The organism is Flavobacterium sp. 20NA77.7 (assembly GCF_031326205.1).
Taxonomy (GTDB): domain Bacteria; phylum Bacteroidota; class Bacteroidia; order Flavobacteriales; family Flavobacteriaceae; genus Flavobacterium; species Flavobacterium nakdongensis.
On sequence record NZ_CP133721.1, the window covers coordinates 788,376 to 803,972 of the forward strand.

General features: G+C 30.8%; 18 protein-coding genes. 13 read left to right on the forward strand and 5 right to left on the reverse strand.

The window, feature by feature from the left end; genetic code table 11:
* Positions 1–14: 14 nt before the first annotated feature.
* The 6 genes from RF683_RS03375 (at position 15) to RF683_RS03400 (ending at position 4,322) form a co-directional block, all read left to right on the forward strand.
* A complete protein-coding gene (locus tag RF683_RS03375) occupies positions 15–275 on the forward strand; it encodes a GIY-YIG nuclease family protein (RefSeq protein ID WP_309532805.1) in 261 nt (86 codons plus the stop codon).
* An 87-nt stretch (positions 276–362) separates the two neighbouring features.
* Positions 363–623 (forward strand): GIY-YIG nuclease family protein, encoded by a 261-nt coding sequence (locus tag RF683_RS03380; RefSeq protein WP_309532806.1) that lies wholly within the window; start codon positions 363–365, stop codon positions 621–623.
* A gap of 130 nt (positions 624–753) precedes the next feature.
* Complete coding sequence (locus tag RF683_RS03385; protein ID WP_309532807.1) at positions 754–1,173, forward strand: hypothetical protein; 420 nt, start codon at positions 754–756, stop codon at positions 1,171–1,173.
* 15 nt (positions 1,174–1,188) lie between these two features.
* Positions 1,189–1,482 carry a DciA family protein gene (locus RF683_RS03390; RefSeq protein ID WP_309532808.1) on the forward strand — a complete coding sequence of 98 codons (294 nt, stop codon included), beginning with the start codon at positions 1,189–1,191 and terminating at the stop codon, positions 1,480–1,482.
* A 93-nt stretch (positions 1,483–1,575) separates the two neighbouring features.
* Positions 1,576–3,771 carry a TonB-dependent siderophore receptor gene (locus RF683_RS03395; RefSeq protein ID WP_309532809.1) on the forward strand — a complete coding sequence of 732 codons (2,196 nt, stop codon included), beginning with the start codon at positions 1,576–1,578 and terminating at the stop codon, positions 3,769–3,771.
* Positions 3,772–3,773: 2 nt separating this feature from the next.
* A complete protein-coding gene (locus RF683_RS03400; RefSeq protein ID WP_309532810.1) occupies positions 3,774–4,322 on the forward strand; it encodes a PepSY-associated TM helix domain-containing protein in 549 nt (182 codons plus the stop codon).
* Positions 4,323–4,379: 57 nt separating this feature from the next.
* On the opposite strand, the gene RF683_RS03405 is transcribed toward RF683_RS03400, so the two are convergent.
* From RF683_RS03405 to RF683_RS03425, 5 genes are all read right to left on the reverse strand, one after another.
* Positions 4,380–4,799 (reverse strand): nucleoside-diphosphate kinase, encoded by a 420-nt coding sequence (locus RF683_RS03405; protein ID WP_309532811.1) that lies wholly within the window; start codon positions 4,797–4,799, stop codon positions 4,380–4,382.
* Between the two features lie 98 nt (positions 4,800–4,897).
* Positions 4,898–5,305 carry a hypothetical protein gene (locus RF683_RS03410; RefSeq protein ID WP_309532812.1) on the reverse strand — a complete coding sequence of 136 codons (408 nt, stop codon included), beginning with the start codon at positions 5,303–5,305 and terminating at the stop codon, positions 4,898–4,900.
* Positions 5,305–6,141, reverse strand: a complete 837-nt coding sequence (locus RF683_RS03415) for a GIN domain-containing protein (RefSeq protein ID WP_309532813.1) — start codon at positions 6,139–6,141, stop codon at positions 5,305–5,307. Before RF683_RS03415 ends, RF683_RS03410 begins: the two co-directional genes overlap by 1 nt.
* Before the next feature lie 233 nt (positions 6,142–6,374).
* The gene (locus RF683_RS03420; RefSeq protein ID WP_309532814.1) at positions 6,375–8,066 is read right to left on the reverse strand and encodes a PspC domain-containing protein; all 1,692 of its coding nucleotides are present in this window, start codon (positions 8,064–8,066) and stop codon (positions 6,375–6,377) included.
* A gap of 6 nt (positions 8,067–8,072) precedes the next feature.
* A complete protein-coding gene (locus tag RF683_RS03425; RefSeq protein WP_309532815.1) occupies positions 8,073–8,402 on the reverse strand; it encodes a PadR family transcriptional regulator in 330 nt (109 codons plus the stop codon).
* A gap of 195 nt (positions 8,403–8,597) precedes the next feature.
* Here RF683_RS03425 and RF683_RS03430 point away from each other — a divergent pair, with 195 nt between their 5' ends.
* From RF683_RS03430 to RF683_RS03460, 7 genes are all read left to right on the forward strand, one after another.
* Positions 8,598–9,056 carry a DUF4442 domain-containing protein gene (locus tag RF683_RS03430; protein WP_309532816.1) on the forward strand — a complete coding sequence of 153 codons (459 nt, stop codon included), beginning with the start codon at positions 8,598–8,600 and terminating at the stop codon, positions 9,054–9,056.
* A 76-nt stretch (positions 9,057–9,132) separates the two neighbouring features.
* Positions 9,133–10,041, forward strand: coding sequence for a TIGR01777 family oxidoreductase (locus RF683_RS03435; protein WP_309532817.1), 909 nt, complete (start codon positions 9,133–9,135; stop codon positions 10,039–10,041).
* 143 nt (positions 10,042–10,184) lie between these two features.
* Positions 10,185–10,724, forward strand: coding sequence for a nucleotide exchange factor GrpE (locus RF683_RS03440; RefSeq protein WP_309532818.1), 540 nt, complete (start codon positions 10,185–10,187; stop codon positions 10,722–10,724).
* A gap of 109 nt (positions 10,725–10,833) precedes the next feature.
* Positions 10,834–11,955 carry a molecular chaperone DnaJ gene (dnaJ, locus tag RF683_RS03445; RefSeq protein ID WP_309532819.1) on the forward strand — a complete coding sequence of 374 codons (1,122 nt, stop codon included), beginning with the start codon at positions 10,834–10,836 and terminating at the stop codon, positions 11,953–11,955.
* Between the two features lie 112 nt (positions 11,956–12,067).
* Entirely contained in the window at positions 12,068–12,991 is a 924-nt protein-coding gene (locus RF683_RS03450) for an ABC transporter ATP-binding protein (RefSeq protein WP_309532820.1), read from the forward strand.
* A gap of 53 nt (positions 12,992–13,044) precedes the next feature.
* Positions 13,045–14,343, forward strand: a complete 1,299-nt coding sequence (locus RF683_RS03455; RefSeq protein ID WP_309532821.1) for an ABC transporter permease — start codon at positions 13,045–13,047, stop codon at positions 14,341–14,343.
* Between the two features lie 67 nt (positions 14,344–14,410).
* Positions 14,411–15,574 (forward strand): sigma-54-dependent transcriptional regulator, encoded by a 1,164-nt coding sequence (locus RF683_RS03460; RefSeq protein WP_309532822.1) that lies wholly within the window; start codon positions 14,411–14,413, stop codon positions 15,572–15,574.
* Positions 15,575–15,597: the final 23 nt, after the last annotated feature.

Sequence of the window (15,597 nt, forward strand, 5' to 3'; positions counted from 1 at the left end):
ATTTTGGTTAACTTATGTTTTACGTTTATATTTTATATTCAAAAAAACTGGATACTTATTATGTAGGCTCTACATCTCAGACAGTAACTCAAAGGTTGCAGAAACATTTGAGCAATCACGCTGGATATACCTCAAAAGCTAAAGATTGGGAAATAGTTTATTGTGAGGAATACTCTTTAAAAACAGTTGCATTAAAGAGGGAAAATGAAATTAAGCGTTGGAAAAGTAAAATCAAAATTAAATTTTTGATTGACGGATTATCGCGTCCCGATTGAAATCGGGAAGGTCGCAGGTTCGAATCCTGCCACCCCGACAAGAAATCCTTTCCAAATTGGAAAGAATTTTTTTATTTTGGTTAACTTATGTTTTACGTTTATATTTTATATTCAAAAAAACTGGATACTTATTATGTAGGTTCTACATCTCAGACAGTAACTCAAAGGTTGCAGAAACATTTGAGCAATCACGCTGGATATACCTCAAAAGCTAAAGATTGGGAAGTAGTTTATTGTGAGGAATATTCTTTAAAAACAATTGCATTAAAAAGGGAAAATGAAATTAAGCGTTGGAAAAGTAAAATCAAAATTAAATTTTTGATTGACGGATTATCGCGTCCCGATTGAAATCGGGAAGGTCGCAGGTTCGAATCCTGCCACCCCGACAAAAAATCCTTTCCAATTTGGAAAGGATTTTTTATTTTTATTACATTCTAGTAATTACTTTGTATATTTACCCTATCTATTTATCTATTATATGAAATCAATTTTTTATTCTTTAGTATTTATTTTGCTTGTATCTTGTCAGTCTAAACCAAGTCAAGAAGATTTTACCCATTTTAATGGATATTGGGAAATAGATCAAGTTGTATTTCCTGATGGAACTAAAAAAGTATATCAGGTTAACGAATGGATAGATGTATTTGAGTTGAAAGAAAATAAAGGATGGAGACAAAAAGTGCAACCTCAAGTGGATGGTAAATTTATACAAAATGATTTGAAAGAAAGTTTACAGATTATTGATAGCAACGATTGTTATTATTTAAAGACAAAAGCTACCTATACATCTTGGATAGAAAAAATTGTTTCAGTTTCAAAAGATGCATTTACGCTAGAGAACGATGCTAAAATAAAGTATCACTACAAACGATTTGTGCCGTATGCAAAACGTAAGTAAATAATAGTTTACTATATGAAACGATTTAACGACGACTATACTATAGGGGATATCATGAAAGAGTTTATTAAAGAAAGTAAACTCGAAAAAGGGCTAGATGTGGTTCAAGTAAAAGAACTATGGGCTAGTCTTATGGGGCCCACAATCGTAAATTATACTACTCAAGTAGACTTCTATAAAAACATACTATATGTGACACTTTCTTCGGCTGTTTTAAAACAAGAATTAGCTTTAGGTAAACAAAAAATTATTGATTTAATAAATAAAGAATTACAAAAAAAATTAGTTAAAGATTTAATATTCAGATAGATAGATTTATTATTTAAATTTAATCTAAATAAATTTGTTTCTTATTTAGACTCATTATATATTTGCATTTTAATTTTAAATGAGTCTAAATAAATGAAATTAGCAGTTGTAGTAAGTATTAGTTTTTCATTTTTCGGGTATACCCAAACATCAAATTTAACTTCGTCAGATGTTTTACCCTATACACTTAATGATACCCTAAAAAAAGTTAAAATTATTGAACCGGTGATTATTCAGTCAACAGTTCAGGGAAAAACCATTACGATTGGTAAATCAGATATAAAACCTATTGATTTACCACAAAGTATTCAAGTAATTGATGGTAAAATTATTGAACAACAACAAGCTATTCGTTTGAGTGATGTGATAAAAAATGTTAATGGGGCTTATGTAGGTTCGGCTCGAGGAGGTGCCCAAGAATCGTTTTGGTCAAGAGGATATGATATGTCTGCCAATAATATGTTTAAAAACGGGTTTAGAGTAAGTAGTGGTTCGATGCCAGAAGTTGCTTCTTTAGATCAAGTAGAATTCTTAAAAGGAAGTTCGGCTTTATTGTATGGAAATGTAGCACCAGGAGGAATTTTAAATTTGGTTACCAAATCCCCCTCTTTTGCTCAAGGAGGTGCTATTTCTTTTCAAGCGGGTAGTTATGACTATTATAAACCAACAATTGATTTTTATGGTCCTTTGAGCAAATCGGTTGCTTATCGATTTGTTTCTTCTTATGAAAATTCAAAAAGTTTTAGAGATGTAGTTGCAAGAAAACGAATTTACATCAACCCGTCTGTGTTATTTAAATTAAATGAAAAAACAACTATTGTGCTTCAAGCGGATTATTTAAAGGATAATTGGACTCCCGATTTTGGAACAGCAGCTATTGGACAAGACATTGTTAACTTACCTAGAAATACTTATTTAGGCGTAAGATGGTCAAATGGGTTGACAAAACAAGCCACATTTACAAATCAAATTTCGCATCAAATTAATGCTAAATGGAAATTTAATGCGAATACATCCTATCAATATTATAGTAGATTTTGGGAAGGTACAGAACGCATTCAACCCTCTGCAAATGGTACACTTACAAGACCTTTAGGGAAAAACAATACTGATGAGACTATTTTAGCTCAGCAATTCAATTGGCAAGGGAAATTTCAAACTGGAAAAATTAAACATCAACTTTCAACAGGAGTTGATTTAGAATATGCCAAAGTAAACGTTGATACTTATGTCTTTAATCCAGTTACATATGATGTGGTATCCATTTATAATCCTACTTCTTATGAAAATGATCATGGAATTCCATCGAGTATTCAGACGAAGATTGTAACTACAAAAACAAAACGTTTTGGTGCCTATTTACAAGATTTGATGAGCTTAACTTCTAAGTTAAAAGTTTTAGCAGGGTTACGATGGTCTTGGCAAGAATCTCAAGCTACTACGTATAATTATTTGGCAAACGTGTATACACCAGGAAATGATCCCAATCCTATTCAAGATCCAAAAAGACTAGACAAGGCTTTTTCTCCAAAAATTGGATTCGTTTTTCAACCCAAAGAAAACATGTCGTTATTTGCAAGTATTGCTAATTCATTTACACCAAATACAGGAGTGGATATTTATAACAACACTTTAGCGCCTTCAATAATTGATCAATATGAAATTGGGATTAAGAAAGGATTTTGGAATACTAAATTAACTACAAATATTAACTATTATTACATTGTAAATAATAATTTAGCTCAAATAGCTGAACTAAAAGCGGATGGAACTATCAATACAAATACAAATGTAAAAGCACTTTCGGGGCAAACTGTAAGTAAAGGAATTGAACTAGATATTGTAGCTAAACCTATTATTGGTTTACAACTATTAGCAGGGTATAGTTATAACGATATGCGATATACAAAAACGAGTGGCGCAACAGGCAGTTTTATTGAAGGGGATCGATTAGTGCGAACACCACAAAATACTGCAAATTTTAGTGTGTTTTACACTATAGAAAACGGAAAATGGACAGGATTCTCTGTTGGTGCATTAGCAAGTTATACAGGAAGCAGATTAGGAGGCTGGAATAATACTAACGGGCAAACTATACCAGACCGAACAATTCCTGTAAGCGATTATACTACTATTGATGCTTCAGTAGGTTATACTTGGAATCAGTTTTCTATTTTGTGTAAAATGTCTAATATTGCAAATACATTAAATTATACGGTGCATGAAAATTACAGTATTAACCCCATTGCTCCAAGACAATTTTTAACAACGATTAAATATAAATTTTAAACATGAACGCACAAACTATCAGAACTATTCATCGAGATTTTGGTTATTTTTATTTAGGACTTATTATCTCATTTGCTTTATCAGGTATTATGATGAATCACAGAGACCATTGGCATCCAGAAAAGTACACTATTGAAAATAAATCTATTCAAGTAAAACTGCCGCATGAAGATGATTTAACTGAAAAATATGCTGAAAATTTAGCTAAAGAGATTGGAATAACAGATAAGTTAAAACGTCAAATGGTTAAAAAAGGAAATTTCAGAATGATGTTTGAAAATACTGAAGTCGAAATTGAATTGAAAACAGGTAAAGGTGAGATTACTTATTTTAAGAAAACACCAATAATTAGTCATTTAATGAAATTACATAAAAACACATCAAACTGGTGGATTTATTATTCTGATGTTTTTGGCTTATGTTTAATTACTATTGCTTTAACAGGAGCCATGATGATAACTGTGGGTAAAAATACATTTAAGAAGAGAGGTTGGAAACTTGCTTTAGCAGGAATAGTATTTCCGTTATTGTTTTTAATATTATTTGCTTAAATAACACAAAAAAAACCGCTTAATCTAAGCGGTTTTTTATTTTATTAATTTTTTAAATTAGAATTGCTCTCTTCTTGCAAAGTGGAAAGCACCCTCAATAGCTGCATTTTCATCAGAGTCAGAACCGTGAACGGCATTTTCTCCAATTGATGAAGCATATTTTTTACGAATTGTTCCTTCTGCTGCCTCTGTTGGATTTGTAGCGCCAATTAACGTTCTAAAATCTTCAACAGCATTTTCTTTTTCTAAAATGGCTGCTACAATTGGTCCTCTTGTCATGAATTCAACTAATTCGCCAAAGAAAGGTCTTTCGCTGTGAACAGCATAAAATTTCTGTGCGTCAGCTACTGTTAATTGTGTTAATTTCATTGCTACAATTCTGAAACCACCTTCAGTAATCATATTTAATATTCCACCAATGTGTCCTTTTTCAACAGCATCTGGTTTAATCATTGTAAAAGTTCTGTTCGTTGCCATAACGTTTTATGTGTTTTTTAATTTGGGTGCAAAAGTAAGCATTTTGTTTTAGGGGTAAAATTTTATCTAAAAATATTTACATAAAATTTAAAAATAGATTATTTTACAATTACTCCTTTTTTATTTATACAAGGGACTTCTACAAATGCATGCTCATTTATTGTATTGGTTCTAAATGTGTATGTTTTATCATACAGCATGTTGTCTATAAAGTAGGTAACTGCAAATTCGTTATTGAGTTGCAAAACATTGTTTTCTAAAAGTTCAATTTTTACATAGCTAAATGGTTCAACTTCTTTAAAGACGTGTCTAAAAGTACCTGTTTTGCGTTGTTCTCCATTAAGTAGACCATACGCTCTAGATACCACAATAGCCATTTCTAATTTGTGTTCACTATCGTTAATTAAATACGCATACCATGTTTGTTCCATAAAATCATCGTTCCATTCTTTAATGGCTGCTACATATACGTTTTCAACTTTAGGGATTTCAATGTCTTTTTGCATTATTTTTCTTTTTTGTAAAGCGTAGCCGTATTTGTAAATTGAATTAAATTAATTTTTGGCTCTCCATGAATATCAATTTCACATTTACCACTTGCTGATATTTCAGCGTTCATAGAAGCATTAATACTGCATTTTGTATAGCCTTCTGCAAGTAATTGTAAATTTTTAGCTGTAAATTTTTTAGCTGTAAGGTGACTGTTGTTGTATAGCCTCATCGTTGCTATTTGTGCATCTCCTTCAATTTCGGCGCGTGCTTTTTGATACAAATCAATCTTAGTTTCAGTCGCATTTACTAATGCTTTTATTTCCGCTTCTTTATCTAATTGTAATGTTATTTTTTCAGAAGTGACATTGATTTCAGCTGTGGCTTTATCATGTAAAACGAGCATAAAATCAGTTGATTTACTATTTAAAAACGACTTTGACTTATCATAATTAGTGATTTTTACTTTTTGTAAATCTAAACTTGCTAAAGCATTTATTTTCGTCTCGTTTTTCCCAATAATAGTCTTCAAACTATCGTTGTAATTAATACGGATAGCATACTTTTTTGCACTTACAACTTCTTTTGATGCGCTAATTTTTAATGATTTTCCATCAGTTATGAGTTGAACTGTTTCGTGTAAGTTATCATCGGCTTCAATTTCTACTGAAGGGGTGTTGTTTTTAACCAAAAAAACTTCAAAATTATCTCCAATTTCAAGCTGTTGGAATTCTTTAACTTCTTTTAGCGTTACAGTTACAATTTTTGAGCCTTTGATTTTTTCTTTCTGTTGAGCAAAACTTAGAAAAAAACCAAAAACAAGTAATACAAGTGCATAGTTATTTTTGTTCATCATAGTATGTTTAATAAGTACAAATATAAAAAAAAACACCAGTGATTTACTGATGTTTTCTGATATTTAAAAAATACTTTCTATGAATTGAATAACTAGTTTGACAGTAAATTCAATAATTTTTACGATGAATTGTATCATATTTATAGTATTTGAGGTAACTTATTTATACAATGTAAATGTACGATTTTTTTCTATTACATGTATTAATTACCATTAAATTTATGTTAAAATTAACGATGAGATTTTCTAACTTCAGTATTGATTATTTCTTTACCATTCACTTTTACGCTTACTTTTTCAATACTGTCTTTAATAGTTGTTGGTTTTACTACGTTTTCATTACCTAAAACTTCTCCTGAAACGGTTTCTATTTCAATATCTTTGTTTTCATCTGATGGACAATTTAAACAATCTAATTCTCCATTATTTACTTTGTATAAGTAACCTTCAGGGCCATACAAATTGTCAAAATCTGAATTATGGCCATTTAAATAATATTCTACATTTTTATTTGGAAAATAGACAATGCCTTCTGGTAAGTACAAGTAAATATGTACTTGTTGGTTTCTGAATTTGCTACTAGCTGCAGTAATAAAATAATTGTCAAGTACTAATTCTTTGTTTTTAAAACTAAAATGATACTTAATTTTTTCTGCTCTGCTATTTGCTTCATTGAAATTTTTACCTTGAGCTGTTCGTTCTACAATAATAAATGGTTGTAATTTATCGGTCTTTTTTAAATGAATATTTACGTTGTTTGAATAAATAATTTCATTTTTTGAAGAATCTTGAGTTATCATTAAATCTGTTCTGTGCTCAATATTCTTTGAAAAGAAATCATTGTTTACAAATTTAATTGCCAATGTATCTTTTGCAGAAAGAGGTAAAAATTCTTTTTTAACTGCTTTTCCATCATGACTGAGTTCGGTAGCATATTTAATTCCTATTATTGTTAAGGCTACTAATGCAAAAATCCATAAGGCTAAAAGCGTATATTTTACATAGTTTCCAATAGATTTTGTATGAGGTATTAATAATTTAAGGCCTAGCAATACAAAAAAGAATAAAGGTATGCCAAAAGAAAGCAATAACAATAAACCTTGTCCCCATAGTGGTACATCAAAATTAAATGGGGTATGAATGTTTTCTTGTAACATTACTTCAGGTAAAGAAGAAGAAAATATTAATACTACAGAGGCTATAATAATTGCGATAAAAGTAAGTGTTGAAATTAATACAATGAAAAACCCAATAGCTTTACCAATTCCTTTAAAAATCTCAGTAATTACTTCACCTGCAGTTGAACTTATTTTTTTGTGGTCTAACGTGTTTATTTTATCTGTAAATTCATTAAATCCTTCTTTGACTTTTTTCTCAATATTTGAAATATTGATGGGTTGTCCTTTCATTTCTAGTTTTTGAGTAGTTGTAATGGCTTCTGGAATTAATATCCATAGAATGATGTAGACAAAAAATCCCGTTCCGAAACCAAACAATAAAATCACCATAATAATTCTAAGCCAAAGTGGATCTACACCTAAATAATGACCTAATCCAGAAAGTACTCCTCCTACTAAAGCATTGTCTTTATCTCGGTATAATTTTTTAGAGTTATATGGGTATTCAAATGTGTTATCTGTTGAAGAAGAGGCTTGTTCATCTTCAATTTTATAATCTTCAGGTTGTCCCATAATAGTAATAATTGCTTCTACTTCTAACAGCCCAATAACTTGTTTGTTTGTTCCCAATTTTTCTTGAAACAATTCCGCAATTCTATTTTCAATGTCTTTAATGATTTCTTCTCTTCCTTCAGGAGATAAAGAACGTTTAACCGCTTGTAAATAGTTGTTTAACTTGTTGTATGCATCTTCGTCAATATGAAAGAAGAAACCGCCTAAATTTATACTAGTTGTCTTATTCATGAGTGTTTAGTTTTTAGTTGTGATTATGTTTACAGCATCAGATAATTCTTTCCAAGTGCCATTTAGTTCATTTAAAAATTCTTTACCTTCATCGGTTAGGCCATAATATTTTCTTGGTGGACCAGAGGTAGATTCTTCCCATCTATAGATAAGAAGCCCGTCATTTTTTAATCGAGTAAGTAGAGGATAAATCGTACCTTCTACAACTAACAATTTTGCGTTTTTCAAGGTGTCTAGTATTTCAGAAGTGTAAGCATCTTTTTCTTTTAATACAGAAAGAATGCAAAACTCCAAGACACCTTTTCGCATTTGTGCTTTTGTGTTTTCTATATTCATATTATAAACATGTTTTTTTAATCATTATTTTCAAAAAATGTATTACTTTTTATAATAAGTTATTTTCTTATGCAAATATATATCTAAAAACAAGTACATTGTATTACATAGTACTAATAATTAACATAATTTTAACATTTAGAATGTTTTATTTCAACCTTAATTAATTTGTATATTTACCAAAAATATAGCCTTATGACGTTAACACCTAGCAAAGTAAACCTTTTTACCTTTTTTAAATTACCTGCTGCTTTTTGGTCAGGTGTTCGTGTAAAAGTTTTAAATGAAAACGAATGTCACGTAAAAGTTAAGCATACTTGGTTTACTCAAAATCCTTTTAAATCTATGTATTTTGCTATTCAAGCAATGGGGGCCGAGTTGAGCACAGGCGCATTAGTAATGTATCATGTGAAAAAAAATGAGGGGAATATTTCTATGTTAGTGGCTCAAAATAAGGCGGTATTTACCAAAAAAGCAACTGGAAAAATAATATTTACTTGTCAACAAGGACAATTAGTAGCTGAAACAATAGAAAAAGCATTGGTCACAAAAGAAGGGCAAACAATTTGGCTTACTTCCATAGGTCAAAATGAATTAGGCGAGCAAGTTTCTGAAATGCAATTTGAATGGACCATTAAAGTGAGAGCCCACTAAATTTAACAAATGTTAAGTTTAGTTAATTTAAAATATTTCGAGTTATTTGTTTGTAATTTTGGTTAAAACAAAAAAAATGACCATTTTAATAACAGGTGCTACAGGTTTGGTAGGAACTGAACTAGTACATAATTTGCTAGCGGAAAATCATACTATACACTATTTAACGACTTCAAAACATAAATTACTTCAAGAAAAAAATTATAAAGGATTTTATTGGAATCCAACTACACAAGAAATAGATGTAAATGCTTTTGACCAAGTTGACGCAATTATACATTTAGCGGGTGCATCAGTAGCTAAAAAATGGACTTCTGCTTATAAAAATGAAATACGTACAAGCAGAATTGAATCTACGCAATTACTTTTTAAAACCTTACAAACAATTCCACATACTATAAAACAAATTATTACAGCATCCGCAATAGGTATTTACCCATCGAGTTTAGAAAAAATTTACCACGAAACGGATACTCAAGTTGAGGCTTCATTTTTAGGAGAAGTGGTTGAAAGCTGGGAAAATGAAGTAACTAAGTTTGAAACATTAGGAATTTTAGTGGTTAAAATTAGAATAGGAATTGTGTTGGCTAAAAATGGAGGGGCTTTACAGGAAATGATTAAGCCTATAAGAATGGGTTTTGGTGCGGCTTTAGGTTCAGGGAAGCAATACCAAAGTTGGATACATATTCAAGATTTAGTAGCTGTTTTTAAGTATGTTTTACTACATCATAAACAAGGTGTTTATAATGCAGTAGCACCTTATCCTATCACAAATAGTGCTTTAACTAAAGCGATTGCTAGAGGTTTAAATAAACCCCTTTTTCTTCCATCTGTACCTACATTTATACTGAAAATTTTATTGGGTGAAATGCATGTTATTGTTACGAGTAGCCAGCATGTTAGTTGTATGAAGTTATTAGATGAAGGTTTTCAGTTTAAATATGCATCAATTGATAAAGCCCTTCAACACTTACTTAAGTCATAACTAGGCTGAGTTCTAAAATTTAGAATGCCTTTTGATTTTGTTTTTTTAACTATTTTGCATTATTAATTCTGACAATGTGTCATTTTTTAAATATTGGCAATACATTTGCAGTTCACAATAAAACAAAAAATAAAAACAAAATCATGAGTCAAGACCAAGGAGAACCTATAGAAAAAGATACGATTCAAGAGCAACAACCTGTTGAACCTCAAGAAGTAGAAACACCAGAATTATCTTTAGAGGAGCAATTACAAGAGCAATTGGCACAAGAAAAAGATAAATTTTTACGTTTATTTGCAGAGTTTGAAAATTATAAAAAACGAACGACCAAAGAACGTATCGATTTATTTAAAACCGCAGGTCAAGAAGTTTTACAAGCTATGCTACCTGTTTTAGATGATTTTGATAGAGCTTGGGTCCAAATTTCACAGTCAAATGATGAAGCCTTAGTAACAGGCGTGTCATTAATTCACGATAAATTAAAAACCACTTTAGCAAGTAAAGGTTTAGAAATAGTAGAACTCAAAGCGGGCGATGAATTTAATGCCGATTTTGCAGAAGCTATTACACAAATACCAGCTCCATCTGAAGAGTTGAAAGGAAAAATAGTTGATGTAATAGAAAAAGGATATAAATTGGGAGATAAAATTATTCGTTTCCCAAAAGTAGTAATAGGCAGTTAAAAACAGAAACAGCTACCCATGAAATCGCTCATTTCATTTGATTTGCAAATTTTAATCTAAATTATTAAGCGATTACATATATGACCGCTAAAAAATAACTTTTACATATATGAAAAAAGATTTTTATGAATTATTAGGAGTAAGTAAAAATGCTTCTCCAGACGAGATTAAGAAAGCATATCGAAAAAAAGCCATAGAGTTTCACCCAGATAAGAATCCAGGAGATAAAGAAGCCGAAGAAAATTTTAAGGCGTGTGCAGAAGCTTATGAAGTATTAAGTGATTCCGATAAAAAAGCAAGATATGATCAATATGGTCATGCTGCTTTTGAAGGCGGCGGTGGAGGATATGGAGGTCATCATATGAATATGGATGATATTTTCAGTCAATTTGGGGATATTTTTGGAAGTGCTTTTGGAGGCGGAGGCTTCGGAGGTTTTGGCGGAGGCGGAGGTCAACGAAGAATGAAAGGAAGCAATTTAAGGATTAAAGTAAAATTAACACTTGAAGAAATTGCAAATGGTGTTGAGAAAAAAGTAAAAGTAAAACGTAAAGTTCAAGCACCAGGTGTTACCTATAAAACATGTTCTCCGTGTAATGGAAGTGGACAAGTTTTAAAAGTTACCAATACTATTTTAGGAAGAATGCAAACGGCAACCACTTGTCATTCTTGTCATGGAGCAGGCCAAATGATAGATTCAAAGCCTTCGCATGCCGATGCGCAAGGATTAATTACTGAAGAAGATACAGTATCCATAAAAATTCCTGCAGGTGTAGTAGATGGCATGCAATTAAAAGTGTCTGGTAAAGGAAATGAAGCGCCAGGTAAAAACAGTATTCCGGGAGATTTAATTGTAGCTATTGAAGAAATAGAACATGAGTTTTTAAAGAGAGAGGGCGAAAATTTACATTATGATTTGTATATCAGTTTTGCTGAAGCAGCTTTAGGTGTTTCTAAAGAAATAGATACAGTTTCAGGAAAAGTAAGAATAAAATTAGAAGAAGGCATACAGTCAGGGAAAATTTTACGCTTAAAAGGCAAAGGGGTTCCAAGTATCAATTCATATAGTAGCGGCGATTTATTAGTACATATTAATGTTTGGACACCAAAAGAATTAAATAAAGAACAAAAAGCATTTTTTGAAAAAATGTTAACAGATGAAAATTTTATTCCAAAACCAGAAAAATCGGATAAATCATTTTTTGAAAAAGTAAAAGATATGTTTTCTTAAATGAAAATTTTTTATACAAATATGAATTCCCATCCTTTTAAAAAAGGGTGGGTTTTTTATGTAACAATTTTTGTACATTAGTGACTAATATTTTAATTAAACATTTGTATTCATGCGCAATATATTAGAAGTAAAAAACGTGGTCAAGAAGTATGGTGAATACACCGCTTTGAACGCTATTTCTTTACAAGTACCAGAAGGTAGTATTTATGGTTTATTAGGTCCAAACGGAGCTGGAAAAACTTCATTAATTAGAATCATCAATCAAATTACGTTACCTGATTCAGGTGAAATTTTGCTTAATGGCGAAAATTTAAATCCTGACCATGTGTCTATTATCGGTTACATGCCTGAAGAAAGAGGTTTGTATAAGTCTATGAAAGTAGGAGAGCAATGCTTGTATTTAGCTCAACTAAAAGGACTTTCAAAAGCTGATGCAAAAAAACAATTAAAATATTGGTTTGAAAAATTTGAAATACAAGGTTGGTGGGACAAAAAAATTCAGGAGTTATCAAAAGGTATGGCGCAAAAAGTGCAATTTATTGTAACGGTATTACATCAGCCCAAATTGTTAATTTTAGACGAGCCATTTTCGGGATTTGACCCTGTAAATGCGAATTTAATTAAGGATGAAATTATCGAATTAAATAAAAAAGGGACATCTATTATTTTTTCTACACATCGCATGGAAAGTGTGGAAGAAATGTGTGATCATATTGCATTAATTCATCAGTCAAATAAATTGATTGAAGGAAAATTATCAGATGTTAAAAAACAATTTAGAACAAATACATTCCAAATAGGAATTCTAACAGAGAATGTTGAAGGTTTAATGCTTGCCCTAACCAAAAATTTCACAGTCGGGCAAACGGATTTCAAATCATTAAACGACGAATTAAAATTAGAAATCCAAATAGGTACACACACTACAAATGAGTTATTGCAAATTTTACTCGCGTTTGGACAAATTACTCATTTTGCTGAAAAAATTCCTAGTGTTAACGATATTTTCATTCAAACAGTTAGCGGTAATTAATAGAAAATAAAAGCAACTAATTCAGATTTAGAATTAGGTAAAAAAGATAAAAAATGAATAAATTAAATTTAATTATACAAAGAGAATTTATTGCAAAAGTGCGCAATAAATCGTTTATCGTAATGACTTTCTTAAGTCCATTATTATTTGTGGGAATGGCATTTTTGATTAGTTACTTAGCCAATATGAATAAAGATTCAGTCACTGAAATTGCTGTTTATGATAAGGCGGGTTTATTAAAAAATCATTTTAAAAGCGATAAGCATACAAAATATATTGATATTTCTACCATGCCTTTAAAAATAGCCAAGGATACAGCAAAAGCAAGTTATGAAGGATTAATTTACGTGCCAAAAGTGTCAAAAATCCAAGATTTAAAAGCAAAAGTTGAATATATTTCAGATGAAAGTCCAAGTATAGATTTTATTGAAACAATTGAAGATATTGTAGATTCAACCCTTACACAAGAAAATTTTAAAACATCAGGAATTGATACCAAAGCAATTGAGAAAGCTACTGTAAAATCTGAATTAAAACTTTCAAAATATTCTGGAGATGAAAGCCTTAAAGGATTAAACGAAATAAAAGTAGCTATTGGAGGATTTTTTGGTTATTTAATCATGATGTTTATTATCATTTATGGCAATTTTGTAATGCGTAGTGTCATTGAAGAAAAAACAAATCGTATTATAGAAATTGTCATTTCATCTGTAAAGCCCTTTCAGTTAATGATGGGAAAAATTATTGGTACATCATTAGCGGGTATATTACAGTTTTTAATTTGGGCAATTGTAGGCGGAGCATTATTTTTTATGGCTTCTTCTTATTTTGGCATGGAAATGTCTGGATCAACAGCTAAAGTGGCCGAAGCGGCTCAACAAGCGCAAAAAATGAATGTGTTGAATGACTATTTAGTTGAAATACAAAATTTGCCTATTGCAACCTTATTGAGTTGTTTTATCATTTATTTTATTGGAGGCTATTTTTTATACAGTTCTTTTTACGCGGCTATTGGGGCAGCAGTAGATTCAGAAACAGATTCGCAACAGTTTTTATTGCCTATTATCATGCCTTTAATGTTAGGTGTGTATATTGGCTTTTTTACTGTAATTAATGATCCACATGGTACAGTTGCAACTGTTTTTTCAATAATTCCCTTAACTTCGCCTATTGTTATGCTGATGCGCATTCCGTTTGGTGTACCATTTTGGCAATTAGGATTATCTGTCTTGTTGCTATTTGGAACGTTTTTTGTTGTAGTTTGGGCAGCAGCTAAAATATATAGAGTTGGTATTTTAATGCATGGTAAAAAACCAACTTGGAAAGAATTATATAAATGGTTGAAATATTAAAAAGAGTTTATCAGTTTAATAGGTCTATTATAATCCATTTAAACGAATAAACAGTTAACCTAAAAAAATGAGTAAAATCCTTATTATAGAAGACGAAGCAGCTATTCGAAGAGTATTAACTAAAATACTTACCGAAGAAAATGATTCGTATAAAGTTGAAGAAGCAGAAGATGGTTTGCAAGGTTTAGAAAAAGTCAAAAATGAAGATTATGACTTAATTCTTTGTGATATTAAAATGCCTAAAATGGATGGTGTTGAGGTGCTGGAAGCCGTTAAAAAAATCAAACCTGAGATTCCTGTGGTAATGATTTCAGGGCATGGAGATTTAGATACCGCTGTAAATACGATGAGATTAGGTGCCTATGATTATATTTCTAAACCTCCAGATTTAAATAGATTATTGAATACTGTTCGAAATGCTTTAGACAAAAAACAGTTAGTAGTAGAGAACAAAATCTTGAGAAAGAAAGTTTCTAAAAACTATGAAATGATAGGCCAGAGTGAAGCTATTTCTCACATAAAAGCAATGATTGAAAAAGTAGCTCCCACAGAGGCTAGAGTGTTAGTTACAGGATCTAATGGAACAGGAAAAGAATTAGTTGCTCACCAATTGCATCAACAAAGTAATCGCGCTGCTCAACCCATAATTGAAGTAAATTGCGCTGCTATACCTTCTGAATTAATTGAAAGTGAATTGTTTGGCCATGTAAAAGGCGCATTTACATCTGCAGTTAAAGATAGAGCAGGAAAGTTTGAAGCAGCACATGGCGGAACTATTTTCCTAGATGAAATAGGAGATATGAGTTTGCCCGCTCAAGCTAAAGTTTTAAGAGTTTTGCAAGAGAATTTGATTCAACGTGTGGGTGCCGATAAAGATATTAAGGTTGATGTTAGAGTAATTGCTGCCACAAATAAAGATTTAAAAAAAGAAATAGAAGAAGGAAGATTTCGTGAAGATTTATATCATCGATTAGCAGTAATATTAATCAAAGTTCCTGCTCTAAATGACAGAAGAGAAGATATACCAGAATTAATCCGTTATTTTTCAATAAAAATTTCTGAAGAACAAGGAATAGCGGTAAAACATTTTTCAGTCAATGCTATTTCTTTGTTACAAGAATATGATTGGACAGGAAACATAAGAGAGTTAAGAAATGTAGTAGAACGACTTATTATTTTAGGCGGAAATGAAATTTCTGAACAAGATGTAAAATTATTCGCAAGTAAATAAATTTGATAAACGGTAAAAGATAA